Origin of the sequence: Plantibacter lichenum (assembly GCF_050587525.1) — a bacterium.
GTDB lineage: Bacteria > Actinomycetota > Actinomycetes > Actinomycetales > Microbacteriaceae > Plantibacter.
This window is the reverse complement of sequence record NZ_JBOBFT010000002.1, coordinates 279,005-294,000: the sequence shown is the minus strand read 5'-3', so window position 1 is coordinate 294,000 and position 14,996 is coordinate 279,005. Positions and strand designations below refer to the sequence as shown.

15 protein-coding genes are annotated in these 14,996 nt (G+C 68.5%); 8 read left to right on the top strand and 7 right to left on the bottom strand.

Annotation, left to right across the window (positions count from 1 at the left end):
- Positions 1-192: 192 nt before the first annotated feature.
- The 4 genes from ACQ3HB_RS04725 to ACQ3HB_RS04710 are packed head-to-tail and all read right to left on the bottom strand — an operon-like array spanning position 193 to position 3,641.
- The gene (locus ACQ3HB_RS04725; protein ID WP_430918220.1) at positions 193-2,049 is read right to left on the bottom strand and encodes a YhgE/Pip family protein; all 1,857 of its coding nucleotides are present in this window, start codon (positions 2,047-2,049) and stop codon (positions 193-195) included.
- On the bottom strand, positions 2,046-2,171 hold the full coding sequence (locus ACQ3HB_RS04720; RefSeq protein WP_430918219.1) for a hypothetical protein: 126 nt from the start codon (positions 2,169-2,171) through the stop codon (positions 2,046-2,048). The genes ACQ3HB_RS04725 and ACQ3HB_RS04720 overlap by 4 nt, the downstream gene beginning before the upstream one ends.
- Entirely contained in the window at positions 2,168-2,824 is a 657-nt protein-coding gene (locus tag ACQ3HB_RS04715) for a P-loop NTPase family protein (protein WP_430918217.1), read from the bottom strand. Before ACQ3HB_RS04715 ends, ACQ3HB_RS04720 begins: the two co-directional genes overlap by 4 nt.
- A complete protein-coding gene (locus ACQ3HB_RS04710; RefSeq protein WP_430918215.1) occupies positions 2,814-3,641 on the bottom strand; it encodes a TetR/AcrR family transcriptional regulator in 828 nt (275 codons plus the stop codon). Before ACQ3HB_RS04710 ends, ACQ3HB_RS04715 begins: the two co-directional genes overlap by 11 nt.
- 173 nt (positions 3,642-3,814) lie before the next feature.
- On the opposite strand from ACQ3HB_RS04710, the gene ACQ3HB_RS04705 reads away from it, so the two are divergent.
- Together ACQ3HB_RS04705 and ACQ3HB_RS04700 are read left to right on the top strand one after the other, a co-directional pair.
- A complete protein-coding gene (locus ACQ3HB_RS04705) occupies positions 3,815-4,291 on the top strand; it encodes a DUF3151 domain-containing protein (RefSeq protein WP_430918214.1) in 477 nt (158 codons plus the stop codon).
- A gap of 285 nt (positions 4,292-4,576) precedes the next feature.
- Positions 4,577-5,863, top strand: a complete 1,287-nt coding sequence (locus tag ACQ3HB_RS04700) for an adenylosuccinate synthase (protein WP_430918212.1) — start codon at positions 4,577-4,579, stop codon at positions 5,861-5,863.
- A gap of 189 nt (positions 5,864-6,052) precedes the next feature.
- On the opposite strand, the gene ACQ3HB_RS04695 is transcribed toward ACQ3HB_RS04700, so the two are convergent.
- Complete coding sequence (locus ACQ3HB_RS04695; protein WP_430918210.1) at positions 6,053-6,661, bottom strand: maleylpyruvate isomerase N-terminal domain-containing protein; 609 nt, start codon at positions 6,659-6,661, stop codon at positions 6,053-6,055.
- A 270-nt stretch (positions 6,662-6,931) separates the two neighbouring features.
- Here ACQ3HB_RS04695 and ACQ3HB_RS04690 point away from each other — a divergent pair, with 270 nt between their 5' ends.
- Entirely contained in the window at positions 6,932-8,044 is a 1,113-nt protein-coding gene (locus tag ACQ3HB_RS04690) for a lactonase family protein (protein WP_430918208.1), read from the top strand.
- A gap of 39 nt (positions 8,045-8,083) precedes the next feature.
- Here ACQ3HB_RS04690 and ACQ3HB_RS04685 read toward each other — a convergent pair whose 3' ends face one another.
- Entirely contained in the window at positions 8,084-8,248 is a 165-nt protein-coding gene (locus tag ACQ3HB_RS04685; protein WP_430918206.1) for a hypothetical protein, read from the bottom strand.
- Between the two features lie 29 nt (positions 8,249-8,277).
- On the opposite strand from ACQ3HB_RS04685, the gene ACQ3HB_RS04680 reads away from it, so the two are divergent.
- From ACQ3HB_RS04680 to ACQ3HB_RS04660, 5 genes are all read left to right on the top strand, one after another.
- Positions 8,278-8,913 (top strand): GNAT family N-acetyltransferase, encoded by a 636-nt coding sequence (locus ACQ3HB_RS04680; RefSeq protein WP_430918204.1) that lies wholly within the window; start codon positions 8,278-8,280, stop codon positions 8,911-8,913.
- Positions 8,914-9,428: 515 nt separating this feature from the next.
- Complete coding sequence (locus tag ACQ3HB_RS04675; RefSeq protein ID WP_430918202.1) at positions 9,429-10,562, top strand: ABC transporter substrate-binding protein; 1,134 nt, start codon at positions 9,429-9,431, stop codon at positions 10,560-10,562.
- A gap of 47 nt (positions 10,563-10,609) precedes the next feature.
- The gene (locus ACQ3HB_RS04670) at positions 10,610-11,488 is read left to right on the top strand and encodes an ABC transporter permease (RefSeq protein ID WP_430918200.1); all 879 of its coding nucleotides are present in this window, start codon (positions 10,610-10,612) and stop codon (positions 11,486-11,488) included.
- Complete coding sequence (locus ACQ3HB_RS04665; RefSeq protein WP_430918198.1) at positions 11,485-12,423, top strand: ABC transporter permease; 939 nt, start codon at positions 11,485-11,487, stop codon at positions 12,421-12,423. Before ACQ3HB_RS04670 ends, ACQ3HB_RS04665 begins: the two co-directional genes overlap by 4 nt.
- Entirely contained in the window at positions 12,420-13,655 is a 1,236-nt protein-coding gene (locus ACQ3HB_RS04660) for an ABC transporter ATP-binding protein (protein WP_430918196.1), read from the top strand. The genes ACQ3HB_RS04665 and ACQ3HB_RS04660 overlap by 4 nt, the downstream gene beginning before the upstream one ends.
- A 113-nt stretch (positions 13,656-13,768) precedes the next feature.
- Here the strand turns inward: ACQ3HB_RS04660 and ACQ3HB_RS04655 are convergent, their stop codons facing one another.
- Positions 13,769-14,923, bottom strand: a complete 1,155-nt coding sequence (locus tag ACQ3HB_RS04655; protein ID WP_430918194.1) for an AI-2E family transporter — start codon at positions 14,921-14,923, stop codon at positions 13,769-13,771.
- Positions 14,924-14,996 lie beyond the last annotated feature (73 nt).

Sequence of the window (14,996 nt, the reverse complement as noted above, 5' to 3'; positions counted from 1 at the left end):
CGACACGGGAAGCACGAGGTCACCCGCGCACCCGCAAGCCCGGACGCCGCACACTCGGAATGCCACCCGCGCACCCGCGCACCCGCGCAGACGGAACGGCACCCGGCCGTTTGATCGACCGGGTGCCGTTCGTCGCACTCGACACCCCTTGGGCGGAGCGGCCCGGCGAGAGCAGGCCGCGAGACCGGCGCCCTACCCGATGAGGCTCGGGCGCAGGTCCCGCAGGGTGCGCGCGTGCGTCATCCGGATCACTCCGATGGCGGCGAGGCTGAGCGCGATCGCCAACCAGGCCAGCAGCACACCGGCGTCCTGCAGCGCAGCATCCATCCGTCCTCCGTACATGAGCTGCCTCATCCCGTCGACCGCGTACGACATCGGCAGGATGTGGTGCAGCCAGGCGAGCGGGGCGGGCAGCGTCTGCCAGGGGAACGTGCCGCCGGCGGTCACGAGCTGCATGACCATGAGCACGAGCCCGAGGAACTGTCCCACGCTGCCCAACCAGACGTTGAGCGTGAGGATGATCGCCGCGAAGGTGAGCGAGGCGAGCGTCATCATCCCGTACGTCGCGACCGGGTTGTGGATCTCGAAGTGCAGGACGCCGGCGAGGATGCCGAACAGCGCGATCATCTGGATGGCGCCGAGGATGCCGGGGGTGAGCCAACCGGCGAGCGTGACCTTGATGGGGCTGTGGAGTGCCGTGATGGCGCGCCGCGAGACGGGCTTCACGATGAGGAACAGCGCGTAGATGCCGATCCACGCCGCGAGGCTCACGAAGAACGGTGCGAGGCCGGCGCCGTACGTTCCCGCGTTCGTGACGGAGTTCGAGGAGAGTTTGACCGGATCGGCGATCGTCTTCGCCTGGAGGTCGCGCGAGTCGGCGGTCGTCGCGGGGATCGCGTCGACACCGGCCTGGAGACCGTCGCGGAGCGTGGTGACGCCCTCCTGGAGCGTGCCGATGCCGTTCTGCAGGGTCACGAGACCCGTGTGCAGGGCCGCGGCGCCTTCTGCCGCCTGCTGCGTGCCGGACGCGAGGGCCGGCATCGCATCGGCGAGCTGCCGTGCACCGCCGGCGACCTGCTGGGCGCCGCCGTTGAGGGTGTCGATCTGAGAGACCGTGGACTGGACGGTCGAGTTGACCGTGCGCGCGTCATCGGCGGCGGAGTCGAGCCGTGACAGGACCGCCGCGATCTCCTCGGGCGTGAGACCCAGATCGGTCAGCTTGTCCTGGATCTGCTGGCGGGCGACGGGCAGCTGGTCGACGACCTGCTGGGCGACCGATCCGATCTGGTCCGCCTTGCCCGCGAGCTGCTGAGTGCCGCCGGCGACCTGCTCCGCGCCCGACGCGAGCTCGTCGGTCTTGGAGGGCAGACTCGCGGTTCCGGAAGCGATCTGCGCCGTCCCGTCCGCGAGCGTCTGGGCGCCGGTGACGGCCGTCCCCGCGCCATCGTGGAGCTGGTTCGCACCGTCGAGGATCTGTGTGGCGCCGGTGGTCGCATCCTGCAGTTTCATGCGGATCGTGTCGAGCGCGTCGAGGAACTGGCCGGCGGCCTTCTCGTTGACGGTCTTGACGATCGTCGCCTTGATCTGCTTGACCGCCTGCTCACCGATCGTCGACGCGAGGTAGCTGTTGGCATCGTTCGTGGTCAGGATGACGTCCGCTTGCCGCGGATCGTTCCCGGCAGCGGAACTGAGCGCTTTCGAGAAGTCGGCCGGGATCGTGACGCTGAAGTCGAAGGTGCCGTCGTTCACGCCCTTCGCGGCGTCCTTCGCGGACACCTGGTGCCATGCGAACGAACCGTCCTCGATGAGCTGATCGGCGATCGTGTCACCGAAGTTCTCGTACCCCGTGTCACTGCTCGTGGACCCCTCGTCGTCGACCACGAGCGCCACGGGCACCTGGTCGAGCTTCGCGTACGGGTCCTGGTTCGCCCACAGGTACAGGCCGCCGTAGAGCAGCGGCACGGCCATGAGGGCGATGAGGGCGAGCCGCGACATCGGCGTCGCCCAGAGACGGGCGAGTTCGGCGCGGATCATGGCGAAGATCTTCACGATCGGTCCTTCTGGAGCAGCGTGGTGCTACCGGTGGGCAGCATCGTTTCGGGGGAGGAGATGGTGCGGAGCACAGGGCTGGCGACGTCGGCGGCGCCGAGGTCCGCGGCCGGTGCGATCACGACCAGTCCTTCTGGAAGAGGGGGACGAGCTCGTCGGTGGCGTTCTCGGAGACGGGGTCGGCTGCCGTCGCGTTGATGGCGGTGGCCGATGCATCGCCCGCGATCACGAGGACCGCGAAGTCGCGCGCGGCGAGCTTCCGGGCGATCGTCCACCATTCCAGCGGGTTGCCGCCGTGGCGGTCGGGCGAGACGATGACGAGGCCCGTGACGTCCTTGCGGAGCACCGCGAGCTCGGTGAGGAGACGGACGCGGTCCGTGGGCGGCGTGGTCGAGATCGCGTTGCGGGCGATGCTCGACAGGCCGAGCTCGTCGAGCATGCGGTTGACGGCGAAGAGGTGGCTGGCGCGGCCCGCGAACATGAGCTCCTCGGCGACGACCCCTGCGACCGTCACATCGCTCGCCGGCTCGGAGACGTCCGGCGCGTCGATGAGGGCGACGTGGCGACGCATCGCACGGTTGTCGGCGGCGCCGTCGATGCGGACGGTGCCGGTGTCCGGCTTCATCCGACCCGAGGCGATGAGCCCGAGCACGGTGGGCCGCTGCTCCGTCTCAGCCCGCGCGAAGGTCGCTTCGCCCGTGCGGAAGGAGAGCGTGGTGGCATCGAGGATGATGCCGCCCTTGCCCTTCGAGACGTCGGTGAGTTCAACGCGCATCGGTGCGTTCCTGTCCTTCGGTGGTGCCGATGTTGGTGGGACCAGTGTGCCCGGTGCCGGTGGTCCGTGTCGTGGGTGCGTGCGGGTGTGCTTGCCGCGTCTTCGTGATCCGGTCGGTCGCTTCGGCCAGTTCGTCTGCGTCCCGCCAGGAGAGGCCGGCGACGCTGAGCGTCGTGAGCATCACGAGCCGTCGGCCCGCGTCGGTGCTGAGCTCGGCCCCGGTGGCTTCCTCCAGGACGGCGACGGCAGCGCTCTCGATGAGGCGCGCGAGGGTGTCCGGGGCGATGTCCGTCCGGATGCTGCCACGTGCGATCCCCGCCTCGACCGTGTCGCGGAGGAGCGTGCGGACCGGTTCGAGTGCTGCAGCCGTGACCGCGCGGAGGGGTCCGCGGACGGCGAGCGGGGCCATGACGCGCACGTGGTCGACCTCGGTCCAGAGGACGTCTCCGATGAGGGCGATCGTGGTGAGCGGGTCCTCGTGACGGACGGCGCCGATGGCCGCTGCGACGCGCTCGGCGCCTGCGATGACGACGGCGTTGACGAGCTCGTCCCGGTTGGCGAAGTGGCCGTAGACGGAGCGGCGGGTGAGACCGGCGGCGGCGGCGATGGCTTCGAGGCTGGCATCGGGATCGCTTCGGAGCGTCGCGGCTGCGGCTTCGAGGAGCGCCGCGCGGTTGAGGGCGGCGTCGCGGCGGGGGGCGCGGGCGGTCGGTGTCGCTGGTGCGGGTGTCGCTCGTGCTGCCGGCGTCGCTGCTGAGTCGCCTGCCGGCATCGCTGCGGCGAGCGTTCCTGAGGCGTGCGACTGGATCGTGGACATGTCATCGATCGTACTATCTTGCACACGGCTGTGCAAGATAGCGACGGTCTCCTGCAGCGAACTCTCGGGGAGTGCGCAGGTGGAGCCGTGCGCCCCGGAAAACCGCGGATTCCCGCCGTCGTCGGTCGGACGTCGCGCGGCCCCTCACCCGACAACGGAGGTATGGTGGAACGGTGACCGGTGAAGATCTGCTTGGCGTTCCCCCGACCCTCCTGCCCGACGACAGTGCGGTGGATCGGGAACTCTACGCGGCCGTCGGATCCATCGAGGCGCTCGCCGAGATCGTCGCAGAGCACCCCGCATCGCCGCTCGCCTGGGCCCTCCTCGCGGACGCCGTGCACGACCCGCAGTCGCCCGTCCCCGGATATGCCGCCGCTCGCGTCGGCTACCACCGCGGCCTCGACGCCCTGCGCGCCGCCGGCTGGCGCGGACGCGGCCCCATCCCGTGGTCCCACGAGCCCAACCGTGGCGTGCTGCGCTCGCTGTACGCCCTGCGCCGCTCGGCCAAGGCCATCGGCGAAGCCGGTGAGGTCGAACGCCTCACGACCTTCCTGAACGAGGCCGACCCGGCCGCCGCACGCGAGATCGAAGCGTCGATCGCCGCCGCGGCCCCGCCGACCTCGGCGATCGTCATCCTCGGCACGGACTGAGCCGCGCTCCGCTCCGTCTCCTGTTCTGCCGCTGTTCCGTCGCCGTTCTGTCGCTGTTCCGCAGTGCGGGCTTCGCCCCGTTCTCGCCCGTCCTCCACAGGTGACCGCCCGCGTCGACGTATCCACACCCGACGCCTCGAATACGGTCCCAGGGCCGCCTCCGATACGATGGAGGGGTGCGTGCATGAGGCGCCTGTCCGGTAGTGGACGGGCGTCCGTCCTGTCGGCGTGACGTCTCCCGAGAGACGACACCGGGCGCACCAAATCAGAAGGGGTGGCATCCGGATGCCAGCAATCGTCATCGTCGGCGCCCAGTGGGGCGACGAAGGCAAGGGGAAGGCGACCGACCTCCTCGGAGATCGCATCGACTACGTCGTGAAGTTCAACGGCGGCAACAACGCCGGGCACACGGTGGTCATCGGCAACGAGAAGTACGCGCTCCACCTCCTGCCGTCCGGCATCCTCACCGACGGCGTGATCCCCGTCATCTCCAACGGTGTCGTCATCGACATCGAGGTGCTGTTCCACGAGCTCGAAGCGCTGCAGGCCCGCGGCCTCGACGTCTCACGACTGCTCGTCAGCGCGAACGCCCACGTCATCACGCAGTACCACCGCACGATCGACAAGGTCACCGAGCGCTTCCTCGGCAAGCGCCAGATCGGCACGACCGGTCGCGGCATCGGGCCCGCGTACGCGGACAAGATCAACCGCGTCGGCATCCGCATCCAGGACCTGTTCGACGAGAACATCCTGCGTCAGAAGGTCGAAGGCGCGCTCGACCAGAAGAACCACCTGCTGGTCAAGGTCTTCAACCGTCGTGCCATCACGGTCGACGAGATCGTCAACGATCTCCTGTCCTACGCCGAGCGACTCCGGCCCATGGTCGCTGACACCGCGCTCATCCTCAACACGGCGCTCGACGAGGGCAAGGTCGTGCTCTTCGAGGGCGGCCAGGCCACCATGCTCGACGTCGACCACGGCACGTACCCGTTCGTCACGTCCTCCAACGCGACCTCGGGCGGTGCCGCCACCGGTTCCGGTGTCGCTCCCAACCGCCTCGAGCGGGTCATCGGCATCGTCAAGGCGTACACCACGCGCGTCGGCGCCGGCCCGTTCCCCACCGAGCTCTTCGACGAGTCCGGCGACTACCTGCGCTCGAAGGGCTTCGAGTTCGGCACCACCACGGGGCGTCCGCGTCGCGTGGGCTGGTACGACGCCCCGATCGCCCGCTACGCGGCCCGCATCAACGGCGTGACCGACTTCGTCCTCACCAAGCTCGACATCCTCGACGACCTCGAGACCATCCCGGTCTGTGTCGCGTACGAGATCGATGGCGTCCGGGTCGAGGAAGTGCCGGTGTCGCAGAGCGACTTCCACCACGCCGTCCCGATCTACGAGGAGTTCCCCGGCTGGCAGGAGGACATCACCGGTGTCCGTCGCTTCGAGGACCTGCCGAAGAACGCCCAGGACTACGTGCTCGCACTCGAGCGCATCAGCGGTTCGCGGATCTCCGCGATCGGTGTCGGTCCCGGCCGTGACGCGATCGTGGTCCGCCACGACCTGATCGGCTGACCCGCCGCGTCACAGCGTCTGCGCACTCCAGCATCGCCTTCACAATTCAGGAACATCTGCACAATTCAGGATGATTCGACCGGACACGCCGCCGACTCGTCCTGAATTGTGCAGATCATCCTGAATTGTGCACGGGAAGCTCCGGCTCTGGACCGGTTCCACTCAGCAGATGAGGGTTCTGTGGGAGCGTCAGACGACGCTGAAACCCTCGGGCAGTGGGGCGCGGCCGGTGAGTGCGAGGAGGACATGCTCGCCGTCGCCTCGGAGTGCCGCGATGCCGGCCGCCAGCGACGCGGCTTCCTCCACGAGGAGCGGTGGGATGTTCGCCTCCTGGCCGGTGGCTCGTGCGATGTCGAGCGTGTGCACGACGAGCTCGAACACGCGCGTGCGCAGATACTCGTGCAGGGGGATGCCCATGCCGCCGAGGGAGACGAGACGGTCGGGACGTTGCCGGCCGATGGCATCGATCGCGGCGTCGCGGAGCGCGGTCACCCGCACGACCGGGTCGTCGCCGAGGAGACGTCCCGCTTCGACGCCGCGCAGGGCGATCGCTTCCGGGTTCGTGTAGGTGAGGTAGATCTGCCCGTAGTAGTCGGCGGCGCTGTCGATCGAGACCGTCTCGGGTGCGTCGAGTTCGAGGTATTCGATCACCGTGATGATTGCGCGCGAGGTGTGCCCGACGAGTGATCGGACGTCCCAGACGCCGAGCCCCGGCTGTTCCCACTGCCGCAGATGGATGCCTTCGACGGTGCGGATGAACGCGTCGCAGGCCTGTTCGTACCGTGCCAGGTCGGTCATGCTCCATCGTGACATGGTGTGCACAATTCCGGAACTCTCACGCGGAAATAGCGCCAGATGGACAGATCGGCACCGTTCGTGTCCGTTCCGGCCGATTCTGCGCCAGGAGTTCCGGAATTGTGCACATCCCGGGCGGGGAGGGCGTGCAGAATTCAGGAGAGGATGCAGCATTCAGGACAGGATGACGGCGTGGCGGGCCGAATCGTCCTGAATTGTGCGGATCATCCTGAATTGTGAAAACGACGGGGCACGGTCGGGCAGAATGTGGGAGTGACTGACTCGAACCCGTACCTGCTGCTCGGCTCCTACACCTCGGACATGGACGGCACCGGCGCCGGCATCAGTCTGCTCCGCCAGGACGACGCGGGTACCCTCCGCTTCGTGCACGCCACCGAAGCGCAATCGCCGTCGTTCCTCACCCTGCACCCGACGCTCCCGATCCTCTACGCTGCGAGCGAGTCGACGGGCTCGGCGCTCGCATTCAAACGGTCGGGCGAGTTCGGCCTCGTCCCGCTCGGCGGCGCGATCGAAGCGGGAGACTCCGTCTGCCACGTCACCGCGCTCCCAGATGCCTCCGGCCTCATCGCCAGCTGTTACGGCGACGGCCGCGTCGTCGACATCCCGCTCGCCGCCAACGGCTCCTTCGGCGGGGAGCCGCTCCTCGGGGAGGCCTCGGTCGACCCGTATGCGTCACCGACCACGGTCGCATCGGAAGCGGCCGATGCCGGCGAGGACGCCCTCACGCAGTTGGCCGTCGAAGCCGCGGTCGCCGAGGCATCGCCGTCGCGACCTTCGCGCGCACACGCCTCTGTGATGCTGCCGGACGGCCGCCTCGCAACGACCGACCTCGGTCACGACACCGTCCGCATCTGGCAGATCCGCGGCAAGCGCATCGTCCTCGACCACACGGTCGTGCTCCCGGAGGGGGTCGGCCCGCGCCACCTCGTCACGCACCCGAGCGGACATCTGCATGTCGTCACCGAGTACTCGAACGAGGTGTTCACCCTCGCCCCGGACGGCACCGGCCACTGGCACCTCGTGTCCGCTGTCTTCGCCGCGGCGCAGGGCATGCGTGAGGGCGACTTCCCGTCGGAGATCAGCCTCGCGGCTTCGCGTGAGCAGCTGCACGTCGGGATCCGCGGCAGCAACCTCATCGCGACGCTCGCGGTGATCGGCGACGGCTCGAAGCTGCAGTCGGTCGGCGATGTCGAATGCGGCGGGAACTGGCCCCGTCACCACCTCGAGGCCGGCAACCTCCTCCACGTCGCGAACCAATTGTCGGACACGGTCGCGACGTTCCGTCTCGACGAGCGCACGGGTGTTCCCACGACGCTCCTGGGCACGCTCGACACGGGTTCGCCCACCTGCCTGCTCCCCGTCTGACGACGCGCCGCTCGGGACGCGTCACTCCCCTCATGACTCTCATAACTCCTTCAATTCGCGCCTCACTTGATTTCGGATCAGCGTCATTCCGGGGTAGTCGAGGTCTGCGGGGGCGGAATCGAAGGAGTTGTGATCGAAGGAGTTGTGCTCGGTCGCGGTGATGCGGGCGGTCGCGGTGATGTGGCCGGGCAGGATGCAGCGCATCCGCAGCCCGCGGATCCTATGCTTGGTCCGTGAATGCACGACGCCCAGACCCGCAGCCGATCGACGGCCGCACCATCCGCTTCGAACCGCTCACCGCGGCCCACCGTCCGGAGCTCTTCGCCGCTATCGCCCGCCCCGAGGTCTTCGCCGGCGGATACGGCGGCGGTCCGCAGGGCCTGCCGACGACGCTCGCGGAGTTCGACGTCTTCGCCGACGGCTACTTGTCGGGTGACAACCACAATACCTTCGCGATCCGTCTCGTCGGCGGAGTGCACGACGGCCTCCTGGTCGGGACGAGCACGCTCGGCGACTTCGATGAACCGAGCGAGCACGCGCACATCGGCTGGACCGCGTACGACCCGCGAGTATGGGGCACGGCGGTCAACGCCGAAGCGAAGCTCCTCCTGCTGCAGCTCGCGTTCGACGCTGGGTTCGGTCGCGTGAAGATCCAAGCCGATGAGCGCAACACCCACTCGCGAGCTGCGATCGCGAAGCTGGGCGCGACGTTCGAGGGCATCGTGCGCCGCGACAAGCGTCGTGCCGACGGCAGCTGGCGGAACACCGCGCTGTTCTCGGTGATCGTCGAGGAATGGCCGGAGGTCCGCGCCGGACTGCAGGCGCGTCTCGACCGTCATCCGGGCCCGGTCGCACTCCGCACGCTCTGACCGCGGTAGCTAACCGCGGCGTCTGCTCGCGCCGTCTGCTCGCGCCGTCTGCTCGCGCCGTCTCTCAGATTGTCCGGTCGTGCCGGCTGCGCCGTCTGCTCAGGCTGCCCGACCGTGCCGACTGCTCCGTCTCCTCGCCCGTCCGACCGTGCCGACCGCGCCGTCTGACCGCGGCGCGCACACCTTTCGAGCACAACTCCTTCGAATTCGACATGGCCGATGCCGAAGCCGCGGAACGACGGCGGTCTCTGCGGCGGGATGTCGGAATCGAAGGAGTTATGAACAGGGAACGTCGCTGGGGTCGGCATCGCAGGCACAGATGATGCACATATGTGCAGATCGGCGCAGCATAGCCGCAACAAGCGCTTGACGCCAGAACGACCGCCGTCGTTCACGAACCGGACACCAACAGGTGGTTCCGCGGCCACCGGCTGTGCGTAGCTTCACTCCCAGATGTCCGCGGTGACCAACGGTCCCGACAGCACGGGGCGGCCGCCGGCATCACTGGAGGAACAGTGAACAGCAGGCGCACCTTGACGGCCCTCGCGACTCTCGCGATCGCCGCAACCGCCCTCACCGCATGCTCGACCAGCGCCGCCCCCGCGGGCTCAGACGGCAAGGTCGATGCGGCCACCGCCACGAGCGCGAAGGACTTCGGCGGCCTCGACTCCCTCGTCAAGGCCGCGAAGGCTGAAGGCCAACTGAACGTCATCGCCCTCCCCGACAACTGGGCGAACTACGGCAAGATCATCGCCGCGTTCGAGAAGAAGTACGACATCACGGTCAACTCCGCCGACCCCGACGTGTCGAGCGCCGAGGAGATCACGGCCGCCAAGAACCAGAAGGGCCAGGACACCGCTCCCGACACCTTCGACCTCGGTTCAGCGGTCACGCTCGACAACCTGAAGCAGTTCGCTCCGTACCAGGTCGAGACCTGGGACGACATCCCGAAGGATTACAAGGAGTCGACGGGCCTCTGGGTCTACGACTACACGGGCCTCGTCTCCATCGGGTACGACGCCGACGCCGTCAAGGAGCCGAAGAAGCTCGACGACCTGCTCGGTTCCGACTACTCGGGCAAGGTCGCGCTGAACGGTGACCCGACCCAGGCCGGCGCCGCCGCAGCGGGCGTCTACATGGCTGCCCTCCAGGCCGGCGGCACCGCCGACGACATCCAGCCCGGCATCGACTTCTTCCAGAAGCTCAACAAGGCGGGCAACTTCCTCCCCGTCGACCCGACGCCCGCGACGATCGCTTCCGGCGAGACCCCCGTCGTCATCGACTGGAGCTACAACAACCTCGCCGCAGCGACCGAGAACAAGGGCACGCGCAACTGGAAGACGACCGTCCTCCCGGGCACCGCGGTCGGCAGCTACTACAACCAGGCCATCAACGTGGACGCACCGCACCCCGCGGCGGCCCGCCTGTGGCAGGAGTTCATCTTCAGCGATGAGGCGCAGAACCTGTACCTCGCGTCCGGTGCGTACCCGTCGCGTCTCGCGGCGATGGACAAGGCCGGCACGGTCGACAAGGACGCTCTCGCGGCCGTCGGTGAAGCTCCCAAGGACCTGGTCCAGTTCACCGCGAAGCAGACCGAGGCGGCAACCGCTCTCCTCGCCGAGAAGTGGGCGGCAGCGATCTCCAAGTGAGTCGCGTCGATCAAGCAAGGCCCGTTGGACGTCGGGAGGTGGACGGTGTGAGCCGTCCGCCTGCCCGGCGGTCGCGGTCGCGGTCGGGGTGGGCCGTTCTCGGTCTCACCCCGTTCGCGGCGTACGCGCTCCTCTTCCTCGCCGTCCCGACGGTGCTCGCTCTCGCGACCGGGTTCTTCGACGGCAAGGGCGCGTTCACCTTCGACAACCTGACGGCGCTCGCGGAGCCCGCCGTGTTCGGCACCTTCGTGAGTTCCTTCTGGATCTCCGCGCTCACCGCGGTGGTCGGCGCGATCCTCGGCGCCCTCGTCTGCTACGCACTGCTGGCGGTCCGTCCCGACGGCGCCGTCCGCTCCTTCGTCGATTCCGCGTCGAGCGTGCTCGCGCAGTTCGGCGGGGTGATGCTCGCGTTCGCGTTCATCGCGACGATCGGCATCCAGGGCGTCGTGACCCTGTACCTGAAGAGCACGTTCGGGATCGACATCTTCGCGAACGGCGTCTGGCTGTATCAGGTGCCGGGCCTCATCCTGCCGTACCTGTACTTCCAGGTGCCGCTCATGGTGATCACGTTCATGCCGGCGATGGAAGGGCTGAAGCGGACCTGGTCCGAGGCCAACGCCACGCTCGGCGGCAACGGCTTCACCTACTGGACGCGGATCGCGATGCCGATCCTCGCCCCGTCCTTCTTCGGTTCGCTGCTGCTCCTGTTCGCGAACGCCTTCTCCAGTTATGCGACGGCCGCCGCGTTGATCAGCCAGGGTGCGCAGATCGTCCCCCTGCAGATCCGTGGTGCGCTCATCAGCGAGACGGTGCTCGGCCGTCAGAACCTCGCCGGCGCGCTCGCCATCGGCATGATCATCGTCATGGTGGTCATGATGACGGCCTACTCCGCGCTGCAAGCGCGCACGGAACGGTGGCAGAAATGACCGGCACGACGTCCGCGGTCGATCCGGCCGGGCAGCTCGGTGCGGTGCCGACCGTCACCGTGACGGAGACGATCGCGCGTCGCGAGGCAGCAACTGCCGCAGGTCTGCCGCCGCGGGTGCGTCCGAGCCGTCGTCGTGACGCCGCGACGCCGTCGAAGCTCACGAGCCGCATCATCCTCGCTGTGATCGGGCTGCTGTTCGCGGTGCCGATCCTGTCGATGATCGAGTTCACGCTCCGCGGTGGCCTGGGCGGCGGCTACAACCTCGACCACTGGGCCGCGATCTTCGACCCCGCGAACGCTCGCAAGTACCAGGTGCTGTTCCAGGGCATCGGGAACTCGCTCATCCTCGCGGTCGTCACCGTCGCAATCGTCGTCGTGCTCCTCCTGCCGACGATGATCCTCGTCAAACTGCGGTTCCCGAAGCTGCAGCGGACGCTCGAATTCATCTGCATCATCCCGATCACGGTTCCGGCGATCGTCCTCGTCGTCGGTCTCGCACCGGTGTTCTCGGTCGTCGCGAAGGTGTTCGGTTCCGGCCCGTGGACGCTCGCGTTCGCGTACGGGATCACGGTCCTGCCGTACGCGTATCGGGCGATCGCCGCGAACCTGCAGTCGGTGGACGTGTCGACGCTCAGTGAGGCGGCGCGGACCCTCGGCGCAGGCTGGGGCACGGTCCTCGCTCGCGTCATCCTGCCGAACCTCCGACGCGGCGTCCTGTCCGCGGCCGTCATCTCGGTCGCCGTGGTCCTCGGCGAGTACACGATCGCGTCGTTGCTCGGACGGAACACGCTCCAGACGGCGCTCGTGCAGGTGCAGAAGAGCGACCCGTTCGTCGCGGTCATCTTCGCCCTGCTGTCGTTGGCGTTCGCCTTCATCCTCTTGTTCATCATCGGGCGCGTCGGCGAGAGCCGCCGGGCCAAGGAGACATCATGACCGTTCAGAACACGACCCCGTCCGGCACCGATGCGATGTCGGCGGGCGGTTCGTCCGCGGGGGCTCCGTCTGGCGCTGCCGGAACCGGCGCTGCCGGTGCTGGCGGAGCTGCCGGAGCCGTCGGCGCCGAGGTGGAGTTCCGCTCCGTCGTCAAGGACTACGGCAGCGGGGCGCGTGCGCTCGACGGCGTCAGCCTGACCCTCGCACCCGGCGAGTTCGTCGCCCTCCTCGGCCCGTCCGGCTGCGGCAAGACGACGGCCCTCCGGAGCCTCGCCGGTCTCGAGGAGGTCACTTCGGGGAGCGTCCTCATCGACGGTGTCGACGTCGCCCCGATCCCGACGAACCGACGCGACCTCGGCATGGTCTTCCAGTCGTACTCGCTCTTCCCACACCTGACCGTGCTGGAGAACGTCGAGTTCGGGCTGCGCATGCGGAAGGTCGCGAGCGGGGAGCGACGTGCGCGCGCCGAGGAGAGCCTCGAACTCGTGGGGCTCGGCCACCTCGGCAACCGCTACGCGCATCAGCTCTCCGGCGGCCAGCAGCAGCGGGTCGCGCTCGCCAGAGCCCTCGTCACCCGCCCACGCGTCCTCCTGCTCGACGAGCCGTTGAGCGCGCTCGACGCGAAGGTGCGCGTGCAGTTGCGCGATGAGATCCGCCGCATCCAGACGGAGCTCCGCATCACGACGCTCTTCGTCACGCACGACCAGGAGGAGGCGCTCGCCGTCGCCGACCGCGTCGCGGTGATGCGGGCGGGCGTCATCGAGCAGATCGGCACGCCGGAGGAGCTGTACTCCCGGCCCGTCTCGCCGTTCGTCGCAGACTTCATCGGACTCTCGAACCGGATCCCCGGGGAGCTCGAGGCCGGCGGCATCCGTGTCCTCGGCCAGTGGCTGCCCGTGCTCGGCGACGTGCCCGCTGCGGAAGCCGTCGTCGCGCTCGTCCGTCCGGAGGACATCGGTTTCGAGGACGTGCCTGCTCACGCTGCTGATGCGCAGGCCGCTGGCGGGGATGCCGATGCCGGCGCAACCGACGAGCTCTCGGAGGAGGCCGCCGATGCCACGTCAGCCGTGGTGCTCACCTCGAGCTTCCTCGGTCCGGTGCGTCGGACGACCGTCCAACTGGCCGACGGCACGCTCGTCGCCGTCCAGCACGGTGCGAACGACCGCCGCGAGCCCGGCGACACCGTCAGCATCCGTCTCGCCGGCCGTCCCGTCGCCGTCCGCCCGGCCTGACCCGCCCGCCCCGTCCCCATCTGCCCGCGAGGGGTCGCAAACTGCGGGTGTCGTCGACGAACACCCGCAGTTTGCGGCACCTCGCGAGCTGAGGTGAGGGCCCGGGTCGGAGGCTAGGCCTTGCGGTCCTGGCGCGGGACGACGACCTGCTTGATGATCAGCAGGATCGACGCCGTCACGGGGATCGAGACGAGCGCACCGAGCAGCCCGAGGAGTGCACCGCCGACCATCGCGCCGATCACCACGAGTGCGCCCGGAACCGCGACGGCCTTGTTCATGACCCGCGGCGTCAGCACGTACGACTCGACCTGCATGTAGATCAGGTAGTAGATGACGACGACGAGTGCCGTCGCCGGGGAGTTGAAGAGGGCCACGATGGCCACGATGACGGTCGCGATGATCGAACCCACGAGCGGGATGAGTGTCACGAAGAAGATCACCACGGCGAGGATCCCGGCGAACGGGACGCCGACGATGAGCATCATCACGAGACCGAGGGACGCGTTGATCGCCGCGAGGATCACCATCCCGTTGACGTAACCGCCGATCGACGCCGTGATCTGGTTCGTGATCGAGATGACGCGGGGACGGTTCCGACGCGAGACGAGCGAGTAGAACGCGTTCTTCATCGCTCGCATCGACGCGAGGAAGTAGAGCGACAGCACGAGCACGATGAAGCCGCCGAAGAACCCGTTGAGGATGCCGCCGCCGACGCTCAGCACGCCCCCGGCGAGGGCCACCCAGTTCTTCGGATCGGCGGCGAGCGACTGCAGCCAGGACAGCGCGCCTTCGAGATCGACGCCGGGCCCGAGCGCATCGCTCAGGTTGACGAACCACGGCTGGTTCTTGATGTCGGTGAGGAACAGCGGCGCGTTCTGGACCAGTTCGATCGCCTGCCGCGTCACGATCGGCACGATGAGCGCGAGGAGGCCGATGATCACGAGCGCGAAGACGGCGAACACGATCGCGATGGCGAGCGGCCGCTTCACGCCGTGCGATTCGAGCCTGACCACCACGGGGTCGAGACCGAGCGCGATGAAGAGCGCGGCGGCGATGTAGACGAGGATCGATGACAGCGAGCCGAGCGTCACGCCGAGGAGGATGGCGGCGAGGACGCCGAGCGCGCCGATGAAGCCCACCGCGAACGGCTGCTGCAGGATCGTCTTGACCGTCTCGGTGCGGGCCACCGGCCGACCGCCGCGGAACTGGATGCGAGGGGTGCCGGAGGACGCGCGAAGACGCGGGTTCCGACGTGGTTCGATGGCCATGAGGTCAGGGTATTGCCGTGGGCGTGACGGCCATCCGGGGCGCGCCGGTCGGCCGTGCGCCGTGTCATGCATC